Raw genomic sequence first — 20,287 nt, forward strand, 5'->3', positions numbered from 1 at the left:
CCCGGAGACGTCTCAGACGGAGGAACCCATGATCCTCGAGCAGTACTACCTCGAATGTCTTTCCCACGCTTCGTATCTGATCGGAGATCAGAGGACGGGACGCGCGATCGTCGTCGATCCGCGTCGCGACATCACGGAGTATCTCGACGACGCCGAGAAGTACGGACTCGTCATCGAAGGGGTCGTCAACACTCACTTCCACGCGGACTTCGTCTCGGGCCACCTCGAACTGGTCGACGCGACCGGTGCCTGGATCGGCTTCGGCGAGGCTGCCGAGACCGACTATCCGATCCGGCGACTGCGCGACGGGGAGCGGTTGTCCCTCGGCGACGTCGAACTCGAGATCCTGTCCACTCCCGGTCACACGTGGGAGTCGATCTCGGTGCTGGTTCGCGAGCATCCCGGGGCCACCCCTACGGCCGTGCTCACCGGTGACTCCCTCTTCATCGGCGATGTCGGACGACCGGACCTGGTGAATCTCGGGGACGGCTCCACCACGGACCTGGCCCGTGCGATGTATTCGACGATCCACGACAAGCTGCTGACGCTGCCCGACGACGTCATCGTCATGCCCGCTCACGGTGCCGGCTCGTCGTGTGGAAAGAACCTCTCCACCGAGCTCACCTCCACCATCGGTGAGCAGCGCGCGAGCAACCCGTCGGTGCAGCCGATGACCGAGGACGCCTTCGTTGCGCTCGTCACCGACGGCCAACCGGCGGCGCCGTCGTACTTCTCCGCCGACGCAGCCATGAACAAGCAGGTGCACCCACTGCTGTCTCCTGGCCGCATCATCCCTGCGCTGACACCCGAGGCCGTGAGGGCCGAGCTGGTTTCCGGCACACGAGTGCTCGACGCACGAAGTGTGGACGATTTCGCTGCCGGCCATCTGCGCGGATCGATCAACGTGGGGTTCGACGGTCGCTTCGCCGAGACCGGCGGCATGGTCGCGGAGGTCGGTGGTCGCATCGTGCTGATCGCCTATCCGGGCGAAGAGCAGGAGGCAGCACTGCGGTTGGCCCGAATCGGATCCGACAACGTGACCGGATACCTCGGAATCGGCAGTGACGGTGCGTTTCCAGCCGAGCTGGCGACATTGGTCGAGACGGCACCGCGCACCACGGTCGAGCAGCTCGATGTGATGCTCGCCGCGGACGAGGTGACGCTCATCGACATTCGCAACCCGGGTGAGCGCGACTTCGGCACGATACCGGGAGCGATCCCGATCCCGCTGGCGCAGTTGCGAACTCGCCTCGACCAGGTGCCGACCGGTAAACCTATCGTGATGCACTGCGCCGGAGGATGGCGCTCGAGTGTGGCGGCGTCGCTGCTGCGCGCTCAGGGATTCGAGGACGTCTCGGATCTGCTGGGCGGTTACGACGCCTGGGCCGACGCCCACGTCCCGGCCTGACTTTCGACCGACTCGTACCAGGAGGATTCTCATGTGTTACCCCGTCACCTGCAAGAAATGCCACAAGACCGGCTGGGGCGGTTGCGGCAGACATGTCGACTCCGTCATGCGTACGGTTGCCGCAGCCGACCGCTGCACCTGCAACGAGGATTCGAGCCCGCCCGTGAAGGAGCGTCGAAGCATGCGGTCGTGGTTCGGACGCTGAGACCTGATTCAGGTAGTCGAGCGGCAAGTACTTTGTGCTCTAGCGCAATTGATCTCTTGCCGCACAGACTGGAACGATGACATCGACAACGCGAGTGGCAACCGAGCGCAACCGGCGATCGCCGTGGCTCGGCGCAGTCTGCGGAGGGGTATCGATCAACGCGTTCGGTGCTGCGATCGGATTGGCCTCGGGTGCAATCGATCCGAGTTCCTACGTCGAGGCGAAAGTGTCTGTGACACTGACAGCACTGTCGCTGGTGTTGGTCGTCGGCGTTCCCATGGGGCTCGCTGCGGCGTCTGCCTTCGCAGGCGGCGGACGGTCGGGTCCGATGGCTCATATCGCCGGCGTGCTCCTGGTTGCCTGGATCATCGTGCACTCGGCGGTGACCGGTGAGACGAGTTGGCTGCTGGGATCGTTCGGAGTACTGGGGTTCGTCATTGCGGTCCACGGATGGCGGATGACGGTGGCGGCGGGCAAATCCGCATACCTCCTGTCGGACGAGACATGAAAATACTTGTCTCCACCGCAGGTCGGCATGGAGCGACCCACAGTCTGGGCCAGGAAATGGGTCGAGTCTTCGAGCACTGTGGTGTCGACGTCGATGTGCGGGCACCGGAATCCGTGGTCCGCGTGGACGGCTACGACGCTCTGGTCATCGGGAGCGCTGTCTACTCGGATCGCTGGGTTCCAGCCGCGAAGGCTCTGGTCGACAGGGTGTCGAGGTCCGAACATCCACCTGTGTGGCTGTTCTCCTGTGGGCCGCTGCACTCGAACGACAGGCCGGTCAACGTCACTTCCGACGCGGCACACGCAGTATCACTGATGCATGCGACCGCACACCGAACGTTTCCCGGGAAGCTGGTGCCAGAGCGTCTTTCGGCGGGGGAGCGTCAGATTTTCGAGAACTCCGGGGCAGTCGCAGGAGACTTCCGCGACTGGGTACTCGTGTGCAATTGGGCCCGAGAGATACTCGCGTGGCTCAATGCAGAGAAGCGTGGTTCGTGACCTGTTTCGCCGGTGATGTCTCTGCACTCGTGCGGTGCGCCGACGGACAGACGTGCGTGTGAATCTCGGCCGCCAGCTGCGCCACCGATTCCGTCAAGACGGTATTGGCCTCGATCATGTCCTGGAGTAGGGCGGTGTTCGAAAGTGTGTGTACGGCAACCTCACTGCTCACCGAGTCCGCGCGTTTCGCCGAGATCAGCAGAATCGCTCCCTGGAGTCCCGCGATCATCGACAGGAACAGGTTGAGCAGGATGAACGGGTACGGGTCGAATCCGTCGCTCTGGTTGTAGGCGGCCCACAGCGCCATGGTGCCCAGAAACAGGAACACGAACGGCCAGGAGCCCATCCCGTTTCGGACGTAGTCCGCCGCTCGCTCACCGGCGGTCAGGGCATCACCGGTCCGGACGCCCGGGTGTCTTCGCCACAGGTTCATCGCTCGCAGGTCTTCGATCGGGAGTGTGCAGCAGAATCCATGCTGCCGAGTGTGGTCCAACTCGTCGATGAGCGTCAGGGGCGAAATCCCCTGCTTCTCGGGCCTTTCTGCTCCCGAGCTGCCGGTTCGGTATACGTCCCCAACCGGCGGTGACTTCCGGCCCTACATGCCGAGTGCCGCAGCGCCGACCATCGACAGTGTGTATTGCTCGATGGTCGAGAACGGCACTGGTTTCGATAGTTGGAGGAAATCCACGATGAAAGCTGCTGTTGTCACCGAGTTCGGCGGACCCCTGGTCGTCAAGGACATCCCTATCCCGACACCCGCACCGGAGCAGGTGCTGGTGAAGATGGAGACGTGCGGAGTCTGTCACACCGATATTCATGCAGCGCAGGGGGATTGGCCGGCCAAGCCGACCCTGCCGTTCGTTCCCGGGCACGAGGGAATCGGCGTGATCGAGGCCGTGGGATCGCAGGTCGACACGAGTCGAATCGGCGAACGCGTGGCGATCGCGTGGCTCGGTTCGGCGTGCGGCGAATGCGATCACTGCGTGTCCGGATGGGAGACGCTGTGCGAGACACAGCAGAACAGTGGCTACTCGATCGACGGGGCCTACGCCGAATACGCTGTGGCCCATGCGAAATACGTCGTCCGCGTTCCCGACGGCATCTCCTCGTTCGACGCCGCTCCGCTGACGTGTGCCGGCGTCACCACCTACAAGGCAGTCAAGGTCGGCGGTGTCACACCGGCTCAGCGCGTGGCCATCTTCGGCGTCGGCGGATTGGGCCACATGGCGGTGCAGTACGCCAAGATCGCGGGCGGATTCGTCACCGCAGTCGACATCGAGGAAGAGAAGCTCGAACTTGCACGTGAACTCGGTGCCGATCACACGGTCGACTCGTCGAAGGTCGACCCCGTCGAGGAGATCAAGGCGCTCGGCGGAGCCGATGTGGCCATCGTGTTGGCCGTCATCCCGAGCGTGTTCGATCAGGCCTTCCGTTCGCTTCGCCGCGGCGGTCGACTGGTGTGTGTCTCGATGCCCGCTCACGGTGTGTTCCCGGTCCCGATCTTCGAGACGGTCGTCGGCGGAATCTCCGTCCTCGGTTCGATCGTCGGTACGCGAAAGGACCTACGTGAAGTATTCGCACTGCACGAGGCCGGGCGGACCACGGTATCGGCCGTATCGCGCAAGTTGGACGAAGTGAACGAGTGCTTCGACGACCTCATGGGTGGCCGCGTCACCGCTCGCCAGGTGTTCGAGTTCTGATGTGGACCTCGTCGGTCGCAGTGGACCGATCCCGGTGTTCCTTCGTCCGTGCGACTCGGCTGTCGGTGAAGCCGTAAGGTCGGGGTGGGCAGGCGCATGCCCGAAAGGCATGTGTGCCCACAACGGAGTGAGCAGTGATGAACGCAGGGGAACACGAAGACGACCTCCGGTCGAGTCTGGTCGACCTCAGCAAACTGCCGGTGACCGATCTGTCTCTGTCCGACACCCTCTCTCACGTGGCGCAACTTGCAGTTCGGGCCGTTCCCGGCGCGGACGGTGCCGGATTGACGCTCCTGCATCCCGACCGCCCCGACACGATTGTCGCGAGCGCGGAATTCGTCCGTGCCGTCGACGACATCCAGTACGGACTCGGCCAAGGCCCCTCCATCACCGCAGCTGCCGAGGGCATCACCGTTCGATCCGGTTCACTCGAATCCGACCCTCAGTGGCCGGAATTCGGTCCGAAGGTCGGTCGAATGGGAGTGCACAGCGTGTTGTCTCTTCCGCTGATCACCGCAGGCGGTGTGCTCGGCGCGATGAATGTCTACGCGCGCCGGCCCGACGCGTTCGATGCTCGCGCTGCAGAGTTGGGCGAACTGTTCGCGGTACCGGCTGCGGTCTCGGTGCAGAACGCGCGGGCGCTGTCGAGTGCTGCCCGGCTCACCGAGCAGCTCGAGATGGCACTGAGCAATCGCTCCATGATCGACCAGGCGATCGGGGTGCTGATCAGCCGAAGCGGATGCACCGGAGCCCAGGGGTACGACAAGCTCCGATCAATGAGCCAGAGCGAGCACAAGAAGGTCGCAGTGGTCGCTGAGGCCATGGTGGGCGAGGCGATGAAGACGGCCCGCTCCCGTTCACGCACGTAAGGGCGTAGCGTTCGAGCCGCGAGCGCATTCCGAGGCATCGAGTCCGACTTTTCCTCGCGCTCGCATACCCGCCCGGCAGGATGCCGCGGGTATATCGGACGAATCGAATCGGCGATCGGGCCGCACCTGGATTCTCGATGAAACTTCCGCCTCGATTGCTGGACGATCTTGCGACGCTGACCGAATCACTGGACAACTCGTCCGTCGATCTCGCGCGCTTGGCCGGGCAGTTGGCGGCCGACATCGATGTGGCCGTCTCGGATGTCGGCTCGATCACCCTGACGTCGATCGTCGACGGTGAACGGTTCGACGTGGTGATAGGGACCAGAGATCCGGTCCGCGGCGGAACCGATTCCGGGGCTTCCGAGCCGCGATCTCTTGCCGATGTGAGTGAGGTGAACCAGGCAATCGGTGTTCTTGTTGCCAGTGGCCGCACGGTTGCCGAAGCGCGTGCAGAATTACGCAGAGTCGCCGAGCGCTGGAACCGATCGACAGTCGACGAGGCCGGCCGCACCCTGCGTGACGCTCGGGGTTGGTTTCCACCCGCTCGGCCGTAGGTCCCGGAGCCGAGCACCCAGGTGGACGAGGGAGTCCGCGGTCACTCGTCCTCGGCGTTCAATTGAGCCGAGAGGCCTCATCGGCCCGGAGCACAAAAGGTGTGAGATGGGAGGCGATGACCACCGCCCACGACATGACCTCTGCTCGTGATCTGCTGTCACCATCGGAGGCACCGATCAGTCGCACGACGGCACGCTCGAACAGTGACAACCGCGAGTTCGTCAGCTTGCCACCGAACACGCGATGCTCGATCACCCAGTCGGCCTCGGTCTCTTTCGGCCGAGCTTTCGGCGGAGTGCTGTCGTCCACCGGGCCACTCGAGAAGAGCCACACAGGAATTGCCTCCAGTTCGGCCTGTTCCCTGGTGACCAGCGCGCGTGCGTCTCGTAGCCATCGGCCCATGTACACGCCACTGCCGATTATCGCGGCGTCGTACTCGGCAATGCTGTCCACGTCGCGGGCATCACGAACATCGACTGTCGTCGTGCTGTCGATGCTGGACAGTTCCCGCAGAATCGACGAGCCCAGCCACTGTCCGATTTCTCGGGTGGCGCCGTGGCGGCTTGCTGTTGCGATCAGTATGCGCATGTGGATGTCCTGTCGGTTCGGCTTCGGTTCAATTGCAGTGCAAAATGATTCATGTCCGTCAGGTGCTGCAGTCGATCCGGATCGGCGCACGCATGTCGCGGGTCGAACAGTTCTTCCGCAGTTTTCACAGGTACTCCTTCGTCGCAGGCGTTCTGTTGCGCGCGGCACTGGGCACAACGGTGACCGGACACGATGCGCGTGCCATCACCGAGCGGCTGGTCGAGCCGAGCATCATTCCGGCGAATCCTCCGCGACCGTGACTGCCCAGCACCACCAGTTGGGCGCTCTGCGCGTGGTCCAGCAGTGCGTGGACCGGTCGGTCTCTGACCGCCACCTGTCGTAGTGCCACCGTCGGATGCCGACGCGCGCAATCATCGACGGCCCTTGCCAACACGCCGTCGGCTTCGGGTCGATGGTCCGCCCAATCGAGGCCGGGAACCGACATCCCTATCGACAGATCCGAATCGGCCCACGCGTGCAGTGCGGTGAGTGGAGCGCTTCGGACTTCTGCCTCCTCGAACGCCCGCTCCACCGCGGCCATGGCGGCCGAGGTTCCATCGACGCCGACCACGACCGCCTCGAACCCCGTGTAGCCGCTCATCGGCCATGCATGTACGACCGTGACCGGGCAGTGTGCATGCGTACTCAGCGCGACGCTGACCGAACCCAACGACGTGCGTTGTGCCGCACCGAGTCCGCGGGTCCCGATGACAACCATCCGAGACGTCTCGGACATCTCGAGTAGAGCGGCAGCGGCGGGGCGGTCCGACAGAACCACGTCGACGGCGATGGTGGACACGGCCGACCCCGTCGGCCGGGCTATCGACATCGCCTCGTCCAGAATGCGGTTCGTCTCGAACCTCAGATGCGCGGATGTCCGTTCGGGTAGGGCATCGAGGCCCGTGAGAACCGTCGGGACGGCCGAGACGATCGTCAGGTCGGAGCCGTGCAGTTCGGCATCGAGCACGGCCCACCGGACAGCGTCCAGAGACGCGGCTGAACCGTCGACTCCGACGACGGTGTGGGATCTGCCCATCTGATGAGTCCCTTCGAGGTGGTGCCAGAGCTCCATCAGACGCTTCGGCTCGGCATCCGCGCGCCAGGACAACTACACCGAGATCAGGGACTTTCGGCCCCACTTTCGATGACCAAAGGTCGAGCTCTCCGGTGTGCGGGTCCGTAGTGTTGGGAAAGATGCGCCCACCGAGGACGCGGGTGAGGGGTTGGACGTGGTCACAGTGTTCTTGGTCGACGACCACGAGATCGTGCGTCGAGGTCTGATCGATCTCATCGATTCCGATCCCGATCTTTCCGTCATCGGTGAAGCCGGAAGTTGCGCACAGGCACTCGCTCGCATTCCCGCGTTGAGGCCGGACGTCGCCGTTCTCGACGTTCGACTGCCCGACGGCAACGGCATCGAGCTCTGCCGCGAATTGCTCGACCGACTGCCCGATCTCAAGACCATGATGCTGACCTCGTTCACCGAGGACCAGGCCATGCTCGACGCGATCCTCGCCGGCGCGAGCGGCTACGTCGTCAAGGACATCACCGGTATGGAGCTGACTCGCGCGATCAAGGATGTCGGCTCCGGTCGGTCGCTGTTGGACAATCGCGCAGCGGCCGCGCTGATGGACAAGCTGCGGGCGGGCACGGCCGCTCCAGGACCGATCGATCACCTCACCGGGCAGGAACGGACATTGCTCGACCTCCTGGGGGAGGGGCTGACGAATCGGCAGATCGCCGCTCGAATGTTCCTGGCGGAGAAGACCGTCAAGAACTACGTCTCCCGGCTGCTGGCCAAGCTCGGGATGGAGCGCCGCACCCAGGCAGCGGTGTACGCGTCGAGGCTGGCCGAAACGCATCCGCGAACGCAATCCGGGCCGTCGGATGGATGATCACCGCGGACCGGGTCTTCCGCAGCTCCGCCTCGGTGAACTGCTGGCCGAGGTGCAGGACCGAATCGGGCGCATCGCGGATGCACGAGTGCAGGCGGACGGTCTGCTCGATGCGATGTTCGTCATCACCTCGGGCCTCGACCTGGAGGTGACGTTGCGGTCGATCGTGGAGTCGGCCGTCAACCTCGTCGGTGCCCGGTACGGTGCACTCGGCGTGCGCGGCGAGGGTCACGAGCTGAAGGCGTTCATCCATCACGGCATGGAAGAGCAGGTGCGCGAGGCGATCGGCCCACTTCCCACCGGACGAGGTGTGCTGGGTCTGCTCATCGACCAACCTCATGTGCTCAGACTCGACGACCTGTCGTCGCATCCGGAGGCAGTGGGCTTCCCTCCCAACCATCCGCCGATGAAATCGTTTCTCGGCGTGCCCATTCGGGTGCGTGACGAGGTGTTCGGAAACCTGTACCTCACCGAGAAGAAGGACGGAGCCCAGTTCACCGAGGACGACGAGGTGGTCACCCGGGCTCTCGCCTCGGCGGCCGGAATCGCGATCGAGAACGCCCACCTGTACGAGGAGTCGCGGATCCGGCAATCGTGGATGGAAGCGATGCGGGACATCGGTACCGAACTGTTGGCCGGGAGCGACATCGACGAAGTGCTGCACATGGTGTCGAGGCGGGCATTGCATCTGACCGGGGCCGACAGTGCGTTCATCGCTGTTCCCGCCGACGCGGCTCCGAACTCGGACACGGTCTGCCGGTTGGTCATCTCGGTCGCCGAGGGGCACGACGCAGACGCTCTGGTGGGTTCACTCATCCCGATCGAGGGATCGAGTTCCGGTGCGGCATATCGCCTTCGGACCGCTACCCGCAAGGAGGAGCTGGACTACCGACCCAATGCGCATGTCGCCAACACCTTCGGCCCGGCCCTGATCTCGCCGCTTCGGGTAGCCGACGGCGTGCGAGGCGTCCTGGTGACGCTGCGCCGAAAGGGCGGACCGGTCTTCAGCGACTCTCAACTCGATCTCATTTCCAGCTTCGCCGACCAGGCCGCACTCGTGATGGAGATGGCCGACACCACGCGGCGCATGCACGAGCTCGACGTTCTCGCGGACCGTGATCGGATCGCCCGGGACCTTCACGATCACGTCATCCAACGGATCTTCGCGGCCGGATTGTCGCTGCAGAGCACGTTGCAGAAGACCGAGCTCGACGACATTCGTCAACGTCTGACTCGCACCATCGACGACCTGCAGGACACCGTGCAGGACATTCGTACGACGATCTTCGACCTGCAGAGCTCGACACACTCGACCACTCGTCTGCGGCAGCGCGTCAACGGAGCCGTCCTCGAACTCACCGAAAGCGTTCCCATTCGCGCCGTGGTTCGCATGTTCGGGCCCCTGTCGGTCATCGACAGTACCCTCGCCGACCACGCCGTCGCCGTCATTCGCGAAGCGGTGAGCAACGTCGTCCACCATGCTCGGGCCCAGACCGTCAACGTCACCCTGGCGGTCGGGGACGATCTCCGCATCGAGGTCTCCGACGACGGAATCGGACTGGACGAGAACATCACTCGCAGTGGACTGGCGAACCTCGAGGCGCGGGCAGTCGACTGCGGCGGCACGATGACCTTCGGGTCGTCCGCGGCCGACGCAGGTGGCACCGAACTGATCTGGTCGGTACCGCTGCCCTGACCGCGGACGACCTAGGTCACTTGTTCCGATGACCTCGGACTGCTGTGCCAGGTGTGCCTGCGCTCGTAGCGTTCTCGTCGTAGACGCGCACCATCGAGAGGCATCTGATGAACATTTCACTTTCCACCGGACCGGTCGTGGTCGGAATCGACGGATCGGAGACCGCACTCGACGCGGTTCGGTTCGCCGTGCAGGAGGCACGCGGGCGGGGCACGTCACTTCGCTTGATCCACGTGATCGACAGACACGCGGTGCCCGAAACCGTCTACGGCGCTCCGGATGTCGACGGTGACTATGCCCGCGCGGCATTGAGTCGCGCAGAGGATGCGGCCGCAGCGATCGATCCGGCGGTTCTCGTGGAATCGGTCGTTCTGCAGGGTCGGCCCGAATCGGTGATGTCGACCGAGGCCGGATCTGCGTCTCTGCTGGTACTGGGGACCACCACCGGCAGTGCGGTGGCCGCCTGGGTACTCGGATCGATGGTCGGTGCCGTGGTCGAAGCATCGCCCCACCCCGTGGCGATCGTCCGTCATTTCGACGCCGAACGCCGCGGCCCGGTCGTTGCAGCCCTGGGTGACGCCGACGTCTCGCAAGCCGATGTCGTGGTGGCTCAGGCATTTCACGAGGCATCGATCAGGGCGGCCAGTGTGTTGGCGGTGCACACTCAGGCTGTCTCCTCCATTCTCGCGTCCGCTCTCAGCGGCCCGGGCGACGGGCTGCACCCCGAATCGGCAATGGACGTTCGGCTCGAACCCTTCGGCGCGGACTATCCCGACATTCGTGTGGCGTCGGTCTATGCCGAGGCCGACTCGGGATCGGAACTGGTGGCGGTGTCCGAGACAGCCCAGCTGATGGTGGTCGGTCACGAGCGAGACCGAGTGCCGGGACGAACACTGACCGCCGTACTGCGCCATGCCCATTGCCCCGTCCTCGTCGTCCCGCACGCATGAGTACCTCGAGGCAGTCTCCGATCGTCGTCGGAGTCGACGGCTCAGGCTCGTCGCTCGACGCAGTCGGATGGGCCGCGCATGCGGCCGAGTTGCGTGGGGTACCGGTGAAGCTGGTGTCCGCATACCAAGTCAAGGCTCTGTACACCAGCTTCGTCGCGTTGCCGTCGCACATCGGCTCCGAGGAGCACACGGCCGCAGAGTCGATCCTCGCCTGGGCGTCGCTGGTCGCTCGACGTTCGGTGAACAACCCGGACGCGCTCGTCATCACGAGCGAATCGATTGTGGGACCGACGATTCAGGCCATGCTGGAGCAGTCCTCGAGTGCCTCGATGATGGTGGTCGGTTCGCGTGGCAACGGCGAATACTTCGCCGAACTGCTCGGCTCGGTGAGCACCGCGGTGGCCGTTCAAGCGCACTGCCCTGTGGTCATCGTGCCGGGAAGCGTGGAGCTGCATTCGTCGGGAGGCCCTGTTGTCCTCGGAATCGACGGGTCGCCGCACAACCAGAACGCTGTTCGGTTGGCCTTCGACGAAGCCTCACTCCGCGGAGCGGAACTGGTTGCAGTCCACGTGTCGACGGACGAGCTGATCTCGTCGCCCGACGCGTCCGCCACCGACAGGTCCGATGCGATCCTTTCGAACGGTCGAACCGTGTTGGCAGAGAGCCTGTCCGGCTGGAGCGAACAGTACCCGGACGTCGTGGTACAGCAGAAGATATTGCGCGGCAACGTGGTCGAGAAGATCCTCGAGGTATCACCGCGGGCGCAGGCCGTCGTCGTCGGTTCGAGCGGCCGCAACGGTTTCAGCGACCGACTTCTCGGATCCACCGTCCGGTCGCTGGCCCACCGCGTCGACTGTCCGCTGATCATCGCCCGCGGGTAGTCACCTCGCGGTCACGACCACCGCCATTGTCGAATCTCGGGAAGATCCTCGAAATATTCCCGGATGTAGGCATCGTGCCGAACGAGTTGGTCCTGGCAGTGCTGCCGCAGTCGTTCGGCACCGGCCGGCGCAGTGCCCGCTCGGTCGAGTGCTGCGAGCGCGAGGTGATAGCGACTGATCTTGTTGAGCACCACCATGTCGAACGGTGTTGTGGTGGTGCCCTGTTCGATGAATCCGCGAACGTGGAAGCGCTGGGCGTCGGGCCGGCCGTGCACCAGTTGGTGCACGGCACGGGGATAACCGTGGAACGCGAAGACAACATCGACAGAGGCGGTGAACAGATCGATGAATTGTTCGTCGGAGAATCCGTGCGGATGATCGACGACGGGAAGCAGCGCCATCAGATCGATGACGTTGACCACGCGGACCCTGAGCTCGGGAGTCCACGTGCGCAACAACTGTGCCGCCGCCAGGGTTTCCTCGGTCGGCACGTCGCCGGCACACGCCAGAACGATCTCGGGATCTTCCTCGGTATCGGTCTCCTCGGTGCCGGCCCAGTCCCAGCGGGACGCACCCGCCGCTGCATGCGCCCGTGCCTCGGGAAGCGTCAGATACTGCGGGTGACTCTGCTTGTCCACCACCAGGACGTTGACGTGACCTCGACTGCGGAAGCAATGATCGGCAACGGCGAGGAGGGTATTGGAATCCGGTGGTAGCCACACGCGCACCACGTCCGGTGCCAGAGGGATCACCGCGTCGATCAGTCCGGGACCCTGATGGCTGAATCCGTTGTGGTCGTTGCGCCAACACGTGCTGGTGAGCAGCACGTTGAGGGACGCCACCGGTGCTCGCCATGCGAGTGTGGCGGCGTGCTGAAGCCACTTGGTGTGCTGGATCAGCATCGACACACTCACCATGGCGAAGGCCTCGTAGCTCGCGAACAGGCCGTGTCGACCCGACAGCAGGTACGCCTCGAGCCAGCCCTCGCAGAGGTGCTCACTGAGCACCTCCATCACGCGGCCGTCGGGACCTAGACCGTCGTCGAACTCGGTGGTCGGCAGCTGCCAGCATCTGTCGGTGGCCTCGAACACGGCCTGCAGGCGGTTGCTCGCGGTCTCGTCGGGACAGAACAGACGAAAGTTGCCGCCACCGTGGGGCTGTGCGTTGTCGAGGTAGATATCGCGCATCATCTCCCCGAGCACGGTGGTCGTCTCGTGCGACGTGCGCCCCGGGGACTCGACCGTGAGCGCGTAGTTCTCGAGATCGCGAATCACGAGGGGCTGCAACAGAAGACCGCCGTTCGCATACGGAGTGGCACCGAGGCGTTCGGTGCCGGACGGAGCGAGCTCGCGGATGGAGTCGACCGGAGCACCGTTGTCGTCGAACAACGATCGGGGATCGTAGGAGAGGAGCCACTTCTCGAGCACAGCCAGATGCGCTGGGTTCTCGCGGACTCCCGACAGCGGCACCTGGTGCGCCCAATGTGTGCCTTCGATGAGCTTGCCGTCCACCTCGTGCGGTCCGGTCCAGCCCTTGGGGGTGCGTAGAACGACAGCGGGCCATGCGATGTCGTGTTGCGGTTCTCCGTTGCGGGCGGCGTGCTGGATTCTCTCGATCGCGTCGTGCGCTCGGGTGAGGGCAGAATGAAGCGCCGGGAACACCTCTCGTGGGTCGTCGCCCTCGACGAACAGTGGTGCCCACCCCTGGCCACTCAGGTAGTCCGCGATCGATCGATCGGTGGTGCGTCCGAGAACCGTTGGTCCGGAGATCTTTCCGTCGTTCAGATGCAGGATGGGCAAGACGGCGCCGTCGCGAATCGGGTTGAGAAAGGCCGGAATCTTCCAGGAACCGGACAGGGGACCGGTCTCGGCTTCACCGTCCCCGACGACGCAGGCGACGATCAGATCGGGATTGTCGAATGCTGCACCGGCGGCGTGGACGAGGGCGTAACCCAGCTCGCCGCCCTCGTGGATGCTGCCCGGAGTCTGGACGCTGACGTGGCTCGGAATGCCTCCAGGAGTGGAGAATTGCCGACACAGACGTCGGACGCCCTCGTCGTCGAGCGAAATTTTCGGGTAGATCTCGCTGTAGGTTCCCTCGAGGTAGGTGTTGGCCACCAATGCCGGACCGCCGTGGCCCGGACCGGTGACGTACAGCCAATCCGAATGGGTTCGACGAATCACGCGATTGAGGAGGGTGTAGATCATCGACAGTCCGGGACTCGTGCCCCAGTGCCCGAGCAGTCTCGGCTTGATGTGCTCGGATTCCAGGGGTCGACGCAGCAACACGTTGTCCTGCAGATAGATCTGCGCCACCGTGAGGTAGTTCGCCGCAGCCCAGTAGCGCAGGTCTGCGTCGAGGTCATCGGAGCTGTAACCGGTTTCGGTGGTGGGCGCGGTCATCGGTTCGTGGGGACGACGACGACGGGAACATCCACCGAATGCAACACCGCACGCGAGGTGGAACCGAGAAGCATCGATGTGAATCCACCCCGGCCGCGGCTTCCCACCACGATCAACTGCGCCGACTCGGATGCACGGACCAGCTCACGAACCGGCCTGTCCTGAACCACCACACGGTGGACGGTGACGTCCGGGTAGTCCTCCGACCAGCCGGCAAGGCTCTCCGCCAACGACGTCTTCTCGGCGAGTTCGGAATCGACCCAAGGACCTTCGTCGTCGCGCGTCAACACACTGCCGAGCTCGAGGTCGCTCCAGGCGTGCACGGCGACGAGGTCGACGCCTCGAAGTGACGCTTCCTTCAGTGCGAATCCGATGGCAGGTTGGCTGTTGGCGGTGCAATCCACCCCGACGACGACCGGACCGTCGCTGACGGTATTCGATTTGATCACTGCAACAGGGCATTTCGCATGCGTGACAACTGCGGTACTGACCGACCCGATCAACCCGCCGGTGAACTCGCCGAGACCCCTCGACCCGACGACGATCATGGCGGGCGCGACGTCGAAGTGCGTCAGGTTCCGTGCAGCAGAGCCGTGTTCGAGGCGGGTGTCGAGAATCAGTGAATTGCCTGCTGCGGCCTTGTGCGCAACATCGACCGCGGTGGTCAGCACACGCTTGGCCTCGACATCCGGGTCGGAGAACGCACCGATCCGAAGGCTGATGGCATCCCCGTAGGTTCCCGGCGCGAACAGAGACGACGTGACCAACTCGAGCGGAGCGTGGCGTCGAACAGCCTCGCGTGTTGCCCAGCGGACCGCGTCGAGAGATGTTGCAGATCCGTCCACTCCGACGACTACCCGGCTCGATGCATTCATGACGAATTCCCGTCCATTGCCCCACGTGTGCAGATACATGACGAGCATGGCCCGGATGGGACCGTCGCCGACAGAGGCGGAAGTCCTTCGGTGCGGGGCGGAAGTCCCCGCTGGCTACCCCTAGGGGGTATGTCTTGCTATCGTCGACGACATGCATTCAGTGATCCGACGCAGTCGCCAGGGCATTGCCTCGGCGACCGGATTACTGATCGCACTGACCGTCTTCGGGGTGCTGCTGATGCACTCGGCGACACCGAGCACGTCGATGAGCAGCGAACACTCGGCCATGGCGTCGGCGGCCCACCACGATGATCCGGTACAGGTGGCGGCCGGTGACCGCGACGGCCCGTCGGCACATCAGATGATGCATCCGTGCGCAGGAGCAACGGTGTCGTGGGCTGCACTGTCGGTCCCATCGGCGAGCGTCGGTTGCGTCCACCCGCCGATGTCGGAGGACGGTATCGGAGGGCGCACCGACACCGTCTCGGAGCGTGCGCCGCCGTGGACCCTCTGGGAGCTGGACAGATCGGTGACCTTGCGAGTGTGACAGGGAGCCCGGTGGATGCACGACCACCGGCGGATCGGCATACCAAGATCCCTGTATTTCGCACTTGTTCAAGGAGATTCACATGCGTACAACACTCGTCGCCTCGCTGGCCGCCGCCACCGTGAGCGTATTCCTCGTCGCCGGCTGCAGCAGCGACACTTCCGACATGCCGATGGACGGCCATTCGATGAGCGCGTCGAACTCGTCGTCGGTGCCATCTACCCAGGCCGACGCATCCGCTCAGTTCGATGATGCGGACGTTATGTTCGCTCGGATGATGTACCCACATCATGCACAGGCAATCGAGATGGCGGCAATGGTCGAGGGCCGCACCGACAATCCGGACGTTATGGCATTGGCGTCGGCGATCGAAGCCGCGCAGCAACCGGAAATGGAGCGGATGACCGCCTGGCTCGCCGAATGGGGTGAGCCCGCACCCTCGTCCGACATGGGCGAGATGGACCACGGCTCGGGCACAGGCATGATGCCCCAACAGGACATGGACGCGTTGACTGCGGCCACCGGTCCCGAGTTCGACCGCCGATGGTTGACGATGATGATCGAGCACCACGAAGGCGCGATCGAGATGGCGAACATCGAGATCGCCGACGGCTCGAACCCCGACGCGCAGGAGATGGCTCGCACCATCGTGGCCACGCAGCAACAGGAAATCGACACCATGCGGGCGTTGCTCGGCTGATCTGCATCGACGTCGAGTGCCGTACCCCCTGACCGGGGGTGCGGCACTCGAGTAGGCTCGAATATCGGAGAATCCATCTCCGCAGTTCGGTCCGAGGGAGAGCGTTCACATGGCACGTCCACGGGTTTTGGTCCTCGGCGGCGGATTCGGCGGACTTCATGCGGCCCGACGTCTGCGCAACGAGGACGTCGATGTGACCGTGCTCGAACGAGGCACCTCCCACGTCTTCCAGCCACTGCTCTATCAGTGCGCCACCGGTCTGGTGTCCGAGGGCTCGATCGCCAGTCCACTGCGACACCTGCTGCGCAAGCAGAAGAACGTGCACGTGGCATTGGGTGAAGCGACCTCGGTGACCGCAGTGGGCGACGGCTCGGCTGGCGACGGCGGAGTGGTGACCGCGAGTCGCTTCGACGGCTCGACGTTCGAGCTGCCCTACGACTACCTCGTCGTTGCCGTCGGAATGCAGCAGGCCTATCACGGCCACGACGAATACGTGCAGTGGGCACCGGGGATGAAGACCCTCGACGATGCCCTCGCGATCAGGCGAAAGCTGATCTCCGCCTTCGAGATGGCCGAATCCCTGCCCACCGCCGACGAACGCCGACCCTGGCTCACGTTCGCCGTGGCGGGAGGAGGTCCGACCGGAGTCGAATTGGCCGGTCAGATAAGGGAACTCGCCTCCCGAGCGCTGGCGAAGGAGTTCGACTCGATCCACCCGTCGGAAGCGCGGGTGCTGCTCTTCCACGGCGGTGACCGCGTCCTCGAATCGTTCCCCGACTCGTTGACGAAGAAGGCGCAGCGCACCCTCGACACCGTGGGTGTGGAGACGCATCTCGGGGTGCACGTCACCGATGTCACGGCCACCGACGTCGAAGTGACGGCCAAGGCCGAGCCGAAGACGGTCACTCGCTACGACACTCACACGGTGCTGTGGACCGCAGGCGTCGAGGCCGTTCCGTTCGTGAAGCAGCTTGCCAACGCTATGGGCGTCGAACAGGACCGATCCGGGCGCATCGCCGTGCAACCGGATCTCTCGATCCCGGGACACCGCAACGTCTTCGTCGTCGGAGACATCATGTCGCTGAACAAGCTTGCGGGCGTCGCCGAAGTGGCGATGCAGGGCGGCCGAGCAGCGGGCGCGGCGATCGCAGCAGACCTGTCCGGTTCTGCGCGAAAGGATTTCGAGTACCGAGACCTCGGGACCGCGGCCTACATCGCCCGAGGTCATGCACTGGTGCAGGCCGGGCCGCTACGCATGTCCGGATTCCTCGGCTGGGTGTCGTGGGGCGTCATCCACATCGCGTTCCTGGCCGGCAACCGCAACCGCGTGGGGACGCTCATCAACTGGGCCGCAACCTTGGCCACCGGCACCCGACGCGAACGGGCCATCACGTACGGCGACCCGGAAACGGCGCGTAAGCCGTACAACTGACCTGAGCGTCCACTGTTTTCACCCTCACACGGAATCCCGCTTTCGGGGGGCGAATAGTGGACGCTCAGGTCAGTTGCTGCCGGTGTCGACGGGGTCAGCCGATGCCGGGGATGAAACCGGGGTAGACGAAGTGCCCGGGACCGCCGCCGGGCAGCAGCTGGCCCGTCGAACCCGGATAGTTCATGTTCAGCAGAATCAGCTTGTGCGGGTTGCCATTCGAATCGGCCTGCCAGCAGGAGCCGAGCACGCCGTGAAATCCGGTGCACACGATGCGGGTGCTGTTGCCGTAGGGGGAGGTGAGTCGATTCTCGCTGACGAAGGGGTTCCAGTAGTCCGGGTCCTGAGGCGTGAGGAACAGCCCGGTGACGTCCTGTGGAGCAGACGGACTCGGATACGGCGGCGGAGTAGGCCACTCGTCGGCGGCGGCCGTTCCCATGCCGAGGGCGGCGGCACCTGCAATGACGCAAGCAATGACGGCGGTGCGACGAAACATCTCGATCGACTCCTTCGCGGGGCGGGCACCCAATAGACCACAGACACTCGTACCGAGGGAACAATTCGCCACCGCGACCGAGAGCATCACGATCGCGTCTCGGATTCGTCCGGTCCATAACGCTCGGGACGTTTGCTCGAGGTAACGTCACCTCATCTTCGGCCGATGTAGAAACTCGACCGGTGTAACTCGACGAAAAGGTGAAACAGCGTGCCACGATCTCGACGACACGGCTTCCGGCGAATCGGTTCGGCTACGGCCGTCGCCCTCGCAGTGGCGATTCTTCCGACCGCGCTGATGACGCCCGTCGCGTCCGCAGACGAACTGCCTGCGGCCACGACGCAGTCGAGCAACGGATCGCGGATCGAGTCGGTGAACACCCTCGACAACCGCCAGGTTCAGCTCCAGGTGTACTCGGCGTCGATGAACCGCACCATCCCCGTCACGGTGCAGCGCCCCGCCGACGAGAGCGTGTCGCGTCCCGTGCTGTACCTGCTCAACGGTGCAGGCGGCGGCGAGGATGCCGCGTCGTGGCAGTCGCAGACCGACGCCGAGGCCTTCCTCTCGGACAAGAACGCTTTCATCGTGACTCCGCAGAAGGGTAAGTGGTCCTACTACACCGACTGGCTCCAGGACGATCCGAAGCTCGGCAGCAACAAGTGGAGCACCTTCCTCGGTGAGGAACTGCCCCCGCTGATCGACGCCCAGTTCGACACCAACGGTCGCCAGTCGCTCGCAGCGCTGTCGATGACGGGCACCTCGGTTCTCAACATCGCGATCAAGTACCCGGGCAAGTTCACCGGCGTCGCTGCGTACAGCGGCTGCGCTCAGACCTCCGACCCCATCGGTCAGCAGTTCGTCAAGCTCGTCGTCGAGACCTACGGCGGCGGCAACGTCGAGAACATGTGGGGCCCGCTCGACGGCCCCGTGTGGCGCGAGAACGATCCGCTGCTCAACGCCGAGAAGCTTCGCGGAACGCAGATCTACATGAGCACCGGCAGCGGCCTGCCCGGTGCCCCGAACGACACCTACGCCAACCCGCGTCTGAAGAACGACCCGGCGACGCTCGCCAACCAGGTCATCGTCGGCGGCGGCATCGAAGTTGCCACCAACTTCTGCACCTCGAACCTGGCCAAGCGCCTCGACCAGCTCGGTATCCCGGCCACCGTGGACTTCCGCCCGATCGGAAACCACTCGTGGGGCTACTGGCAGGACGACCTGCACAACTCCTGGCCGTTCCTGGCAGGATCGCTCGGCATCTGATCCACACGACACCGAAGAACGGCCACTTGCACCTCGCGTGCAGGTGGCCGTTCTTCGTCGTCAGGGGCGGTGGTTCAGTGCGTGAATCGAACGTATGATCGAACGATGGCACGGCGCGCACAACCTCGACCGGCGTCTGCCGTGCGCCCCTTCAAGCTGCTCCGGCCGCCGCTGAAGGTCTGGATCGACCTCAACATCCTCTACCCGCTACCGCCGCACCACGCCTCGAAGTTCAACCCCGAGGGGTTCGATGTGCGACGCGTGGTGCCGGGAGATCTGGTCGAATGGTCCATCACCGTGGACGGGGATTGGCTCGGCCGCGTCACGTACGAGTTGATGTCGCGTGACCGAAGCGAAACCGTCACGCACTGGGTGCCCAGCCGGGCACTGAAGCCGCTGTAGAGACGAGAAAGCCCCGCCTCGATGGAGGCGGGGCTTTCTGCGCAATTACCTTCAGAAGCTGCGCTTGCGGGCCTTCTTGGCGAGCTTGCGGGTGGTGCGCTTCGACGGCACGAACAGGTGCGCAGCACTGTTGCGACGGTTGCGTCGACGGATCAGCACGAACGCGACAGCGCCGGCAACGGCTGCGATGGCGGCGATGACGGGGGTGCCGACCTTCGCGGCCTGGGCGACATCGTCGCTGTCGATGTTGCGAACCGTGTTCTTCACGTCGTCGGCGACGGCGGAGGCCTTGTCGGCTGCCTTGTCGGCGACCTGGGAGGCCTTCTCCTTCACGTCGTCGGCATCGACGTTGGCGACCTTGTCCTTGACGGTGTCCTTGACGTCCTCGGCAACGTCGGCCGCCTTGTCGGCGACGTCG

At 64.4% G+C, this 20,287-nt stretch carries 21 protein-coding genes; 15 read left to right on the top strand and 6 right to left on the bottom strand.

What is annotated here, in order from left to right; translation table 11 throughout:
* The first annotated feature begins 28 nt into the window (after window positions 1-28).
* The 3 genes from ABZ677_RS04650 (at window position 29) to ABZ677_RS04660 (ending at window position 2,618) form a co-directional block, all read left to right on the top strand.
* Entirely contained in the window at window positions 29-1,408 is a 1,380-nt protein-coding gene (locus tag ABZ677_RS04650; RefSeq protein WP_358366933.1) for a rhodanese-like domain-containing protein, read from the top strand.
* A 281-nt stretch (window positions 1,409-1,689) separates the two neighbouring features.
* A complete protein-coding gene (locus ABZ677_RS04655; RefSeq protein WP_141214667.1) occupies window positions 1,690-2,121 on the top strand; it encodes a hypothetical protein in 432 nt (143 codons plus the stop codon).
* Window positions 2,118-2,618, top strand: coding sequence for a flavodoxin domain-containing protein (locus tag ABZ677_RS04660; protein ID WP_358366936.1), 501 nt, complete (start codon window positions 2,118-2,120; stop codon window positions 2,616-2,618). Before ABZ677_RS04655 ends, ABZ677_RS04660 begins: the two co-directional genes overlap by 4 nt.
* Here ABZ677_RS04660 and ABZ677_RS04665 read toward each other — a convergent pair.
* Complete coding sequence (locus ABZ677_RS04665) at window positions 2,593-3,051, bottom strand: DUF1003 domain-containing protein (protein ID WP_094630249.1); 459 nt, start codon at window positions 3,049-3,051, stop codon at window positions 2,593-2,595. The two genes, ABZ677_RS04660 and ABZ677_RS04665, sit on opposite strands and share 26 nt — an antisense overlap.
* 256 nt (window positions 3,052-3,307) lie before the next feature.
* Here ABZ677_RS04665 and adhP point away from each other — a divergent pair, with 256 nt between their 5' ends.
* The 3 genes from adhP to ABZ677_RS04680 all read left to right on the top strand — a co-directional run bounded on the left by adhP (window position 3,308) and on the right by ABZ677_RS04680 (window position 5,744).
* Entirely contained in the window at window positions 3,308-4,318 is a 1,011-nt protein-coding gene (adhP, locus tag ABZ677_RS04670) for an alcohol dehydrogenase AdhP (RefSeq protein WP_037193942.1), read from the top strand.
* 137 nt (window positions 4,319-4,455) lie between these two features.
* On the top strand, window positions 4,456-5,187 hold the full coding sequence (locus ABZ677_RS04675) for a GAF and ANTAR domain-containing protein (RefSeq protein ID WP_358367235.1): 732 nt from the start codon (window positions 4,456-4,458) through the stop codon (window positions 5,185-5,187).
* 137 nt (window positions 5,188-5,324) lie between these two features.
* Entirely contained in the window at window positions 5,325-5,744 is a 420-nt protein-coding gene (locus ABZ677_RS04680) for a hypothetical protein (RefSeq protein ID WP_094633409.1), read from the top strand.
* Window positions 5,745-5,802: 58 nt separating this feature from the next.
* Here the strand turns inward: ABZ677_RS04680 and ABZ677_RS04685 are convergent, their stop codons facing one another.
* Together ABZ677_RS04685 and ABZ677_RS04690 are read right to left on the bottom strand one after the other, a co-directional pair.
* The gene (locus tag ABZ677_RS04685) at window positions 5,803-6,333 is read right to left on the bottom strand and encodes a flavodoxin domain-containing protein (RefSeq protein ID WP_094633410.1); all 531 of its coding nucleotides are present in this window, start codon (window positions 6,331-6,333) and stop codon (window positions 5,803-5,805) included.
* A gap of 124 nt (window positions 6,334-6,457) precedes the next feature.
* On the bottom strand, window positions 6,458-7,369 hold the full coding sequence (locus ABZ677_RS04690) for a universal stress protein (protein ID WP_176460626.1): 912 nt from the start codon (window positions 7,367-7,369) through the stop codon (window positions 6,458-6,460).
* A gap of 193 nt (window positions 7,370-7,562) precedes the next feature.
* Here ABZ677_RS04690 and ABZ677_RS04695 point away from each other — a divergent pair, with 193 nt between their 5' ends.
* From ABZ677_RS04695 to ABZ677_RS04710, 4 genes are all read left to right on the top strand, one after another.
* Window positions 7,563-8,228, top strand: a complete 666-nt coding sequence (locus tag ABZ677_RS04695) for a response regulator transcription factor (protein ID WP_037193950.1) — start codon at window positions 7,563-7,565, stop codon at window positions 8,226-8,228.
* Entirely contained in the window at window positions 8,221-9,924 is a 1,704-nt protein-coding gene (locus tag ABZ677_RS04700) for a GAF domain-containing protein (RefSeq protein ID WP_358366943.1), read from the top strand. Before ABZ677_RS04695 ends, ABZ677_RS04700 begins: the two co-directional genes overlap by 8 nt.
* 107 nt (window positions 9,925-10,031) lie before the next feature.
* The gene (locus tag ABZ677_RS04705; protein ID WP_358366946.1) at window positions 10,032-10,874 is read left to right on the top strand and encodes a universal stress protein; all 843 of its coding nucleotides are present in this window, start codon (window positions 10,032-10,034) and stop codon (window positions 10,872-10,874) included.
* The gene (locus tag ABZ677_RS04710) at window positions 10,871-11,755 is read left to right on the top strand and encodes a universal stress protein (protein WP_358366949.1); all 885 of its coding nucleotides are present in this window, start codon (window positions 10,871-10,873) and stop codon (window positions 11,753-11,755) included. The genes ABZ677_RS04705 and ABZ677_RS04710 overlap by 4 nt, the downstream gene beginning before the upstream one ends.
* Window positions 11,756-11,766: 11 nt before the next feature.
* Here ABZ677_RS04710 and ABZ677_RS04715 read toward each other — a convergent pair whose 3' ends face one another.
* Window positions 11,767-14,157, bottom strand: coding sequence for a phosphoketolase family protein (locus ABZ677_RS04715; RefSeq protein WP_358366951.1), 2,391 nt, complete (start codon window positions 14,155-14,157; stop codon window positions 11,767-11,769).
* Entirely contained in the window at window positions 14,154-15,032 is an 879-nt protein-coding gene (locus ABZ677_RS04720; protein WP_037194193.1) for a universal stress protein, read from the bottom strand. Before ABZ677_RS04720 ends, ABZ677_RS04715 begins: the two co-directional genes overlap by 4 nt.
* Window positions 15,033-15,183: 151 nt before the next feature.
* On the opposite strand from ABZ677_RS04720, the gene ABZ677_RS04725 reads away from it, so the two are divergent.
* The 3 genes from ABZ677_RS04725 (at window position 15,184) to ABZ677_RS04735 (ending at window position 17,711) form a co-directional block, all read left to right on the top strand.
* Complete coding sequence (locus ABZ677_RS04725; protein WP_358366954.1) at window positions 15,184-15,579, top strand: DUF6153 family protein; 396 nt, start codon at window positions 15,184-15,186, stop codon at window positions 15,577-15,579.
* Window positions 15,580-15,661: 82 nt separating this feature from the next.
* A complete protein-coding gene (locus ABZ677_RS04730) occupies window positions 15,662-16,279 on the top strand; it encodes a DUF305 domain-containing protein (RefSeq protein ID WP_358366957.1) in 618 nt (205 codons plus the stop codon).
* A gap of 109 nt (window positions 16,280-16,388) precedes the next feature.
* A complete protein-coding gene (locus tag ABZ677_RS04735; protein WP_358366960.1) occupies window positions 16,389-17,711 on the top strand; it encodes an NAD(P)/FAD-dependent oxidoreductase in 1,323 nt (440 codons plus the stop codon).
* A gap of 94 nt (window positions 17,712-17,805) precedes the next feature.
* On the opposite strand, the gene ABZ677_RS04740 is transcribed toward ABZ677_RS04735, so the two are convergent.
* On the bottom strand, window positions 17,806-18,204 hold the full coding sequence (locus ABZ677_RS04740; protein ID WP_037194198.1) for a hypothetical protein: 399 nt from the start codon (window positions 18,202-18,204) through the stop codon (window positions 17,806-17,808).
* Window positions 18,205-18,414: 210 nt separating this feature from the next.
* Here ABZ677_RS04740 and ABZ677_RS04745 point away from each other — a divergent pair, with 210 nt between their 5' ends.
* Window positions 18,415-19,467, top strand: a complete 1,053-nt coding sequence (locus ABZ677_RS04745) for an alpha/beta hydrolase family protein (RefSeq protein ID WP_037193963.1) — start codon at window positions 18,415-18,417, stop codon at window positions 19,465-19,467.
* Between the two features lie 105 nt (window positions 19,468-19,572).
* Window positions 19,573-19,869, top strand: a complete 297-nt coding sequence (locus ABZ677_RS04750) for a hypothetical protein (protein ID WP_032376174.1) — start codon at window positions 19,573-19,575, stop codon at window positions 19,867-19,869.
* The last annotated feature ends 418 nt before the right edge of the window (window positions 19,870-20,287 follow it).

Origin of the sequence: Rhodococcus sp. NPDC006774, from assembly GCF_040636045.1 — a bacterium.
GTDB lineage: Bacteria > Actinomycetota > Actinomycetes > Mycobacteriales > Mycobacteriaceae > Rhodococcoides.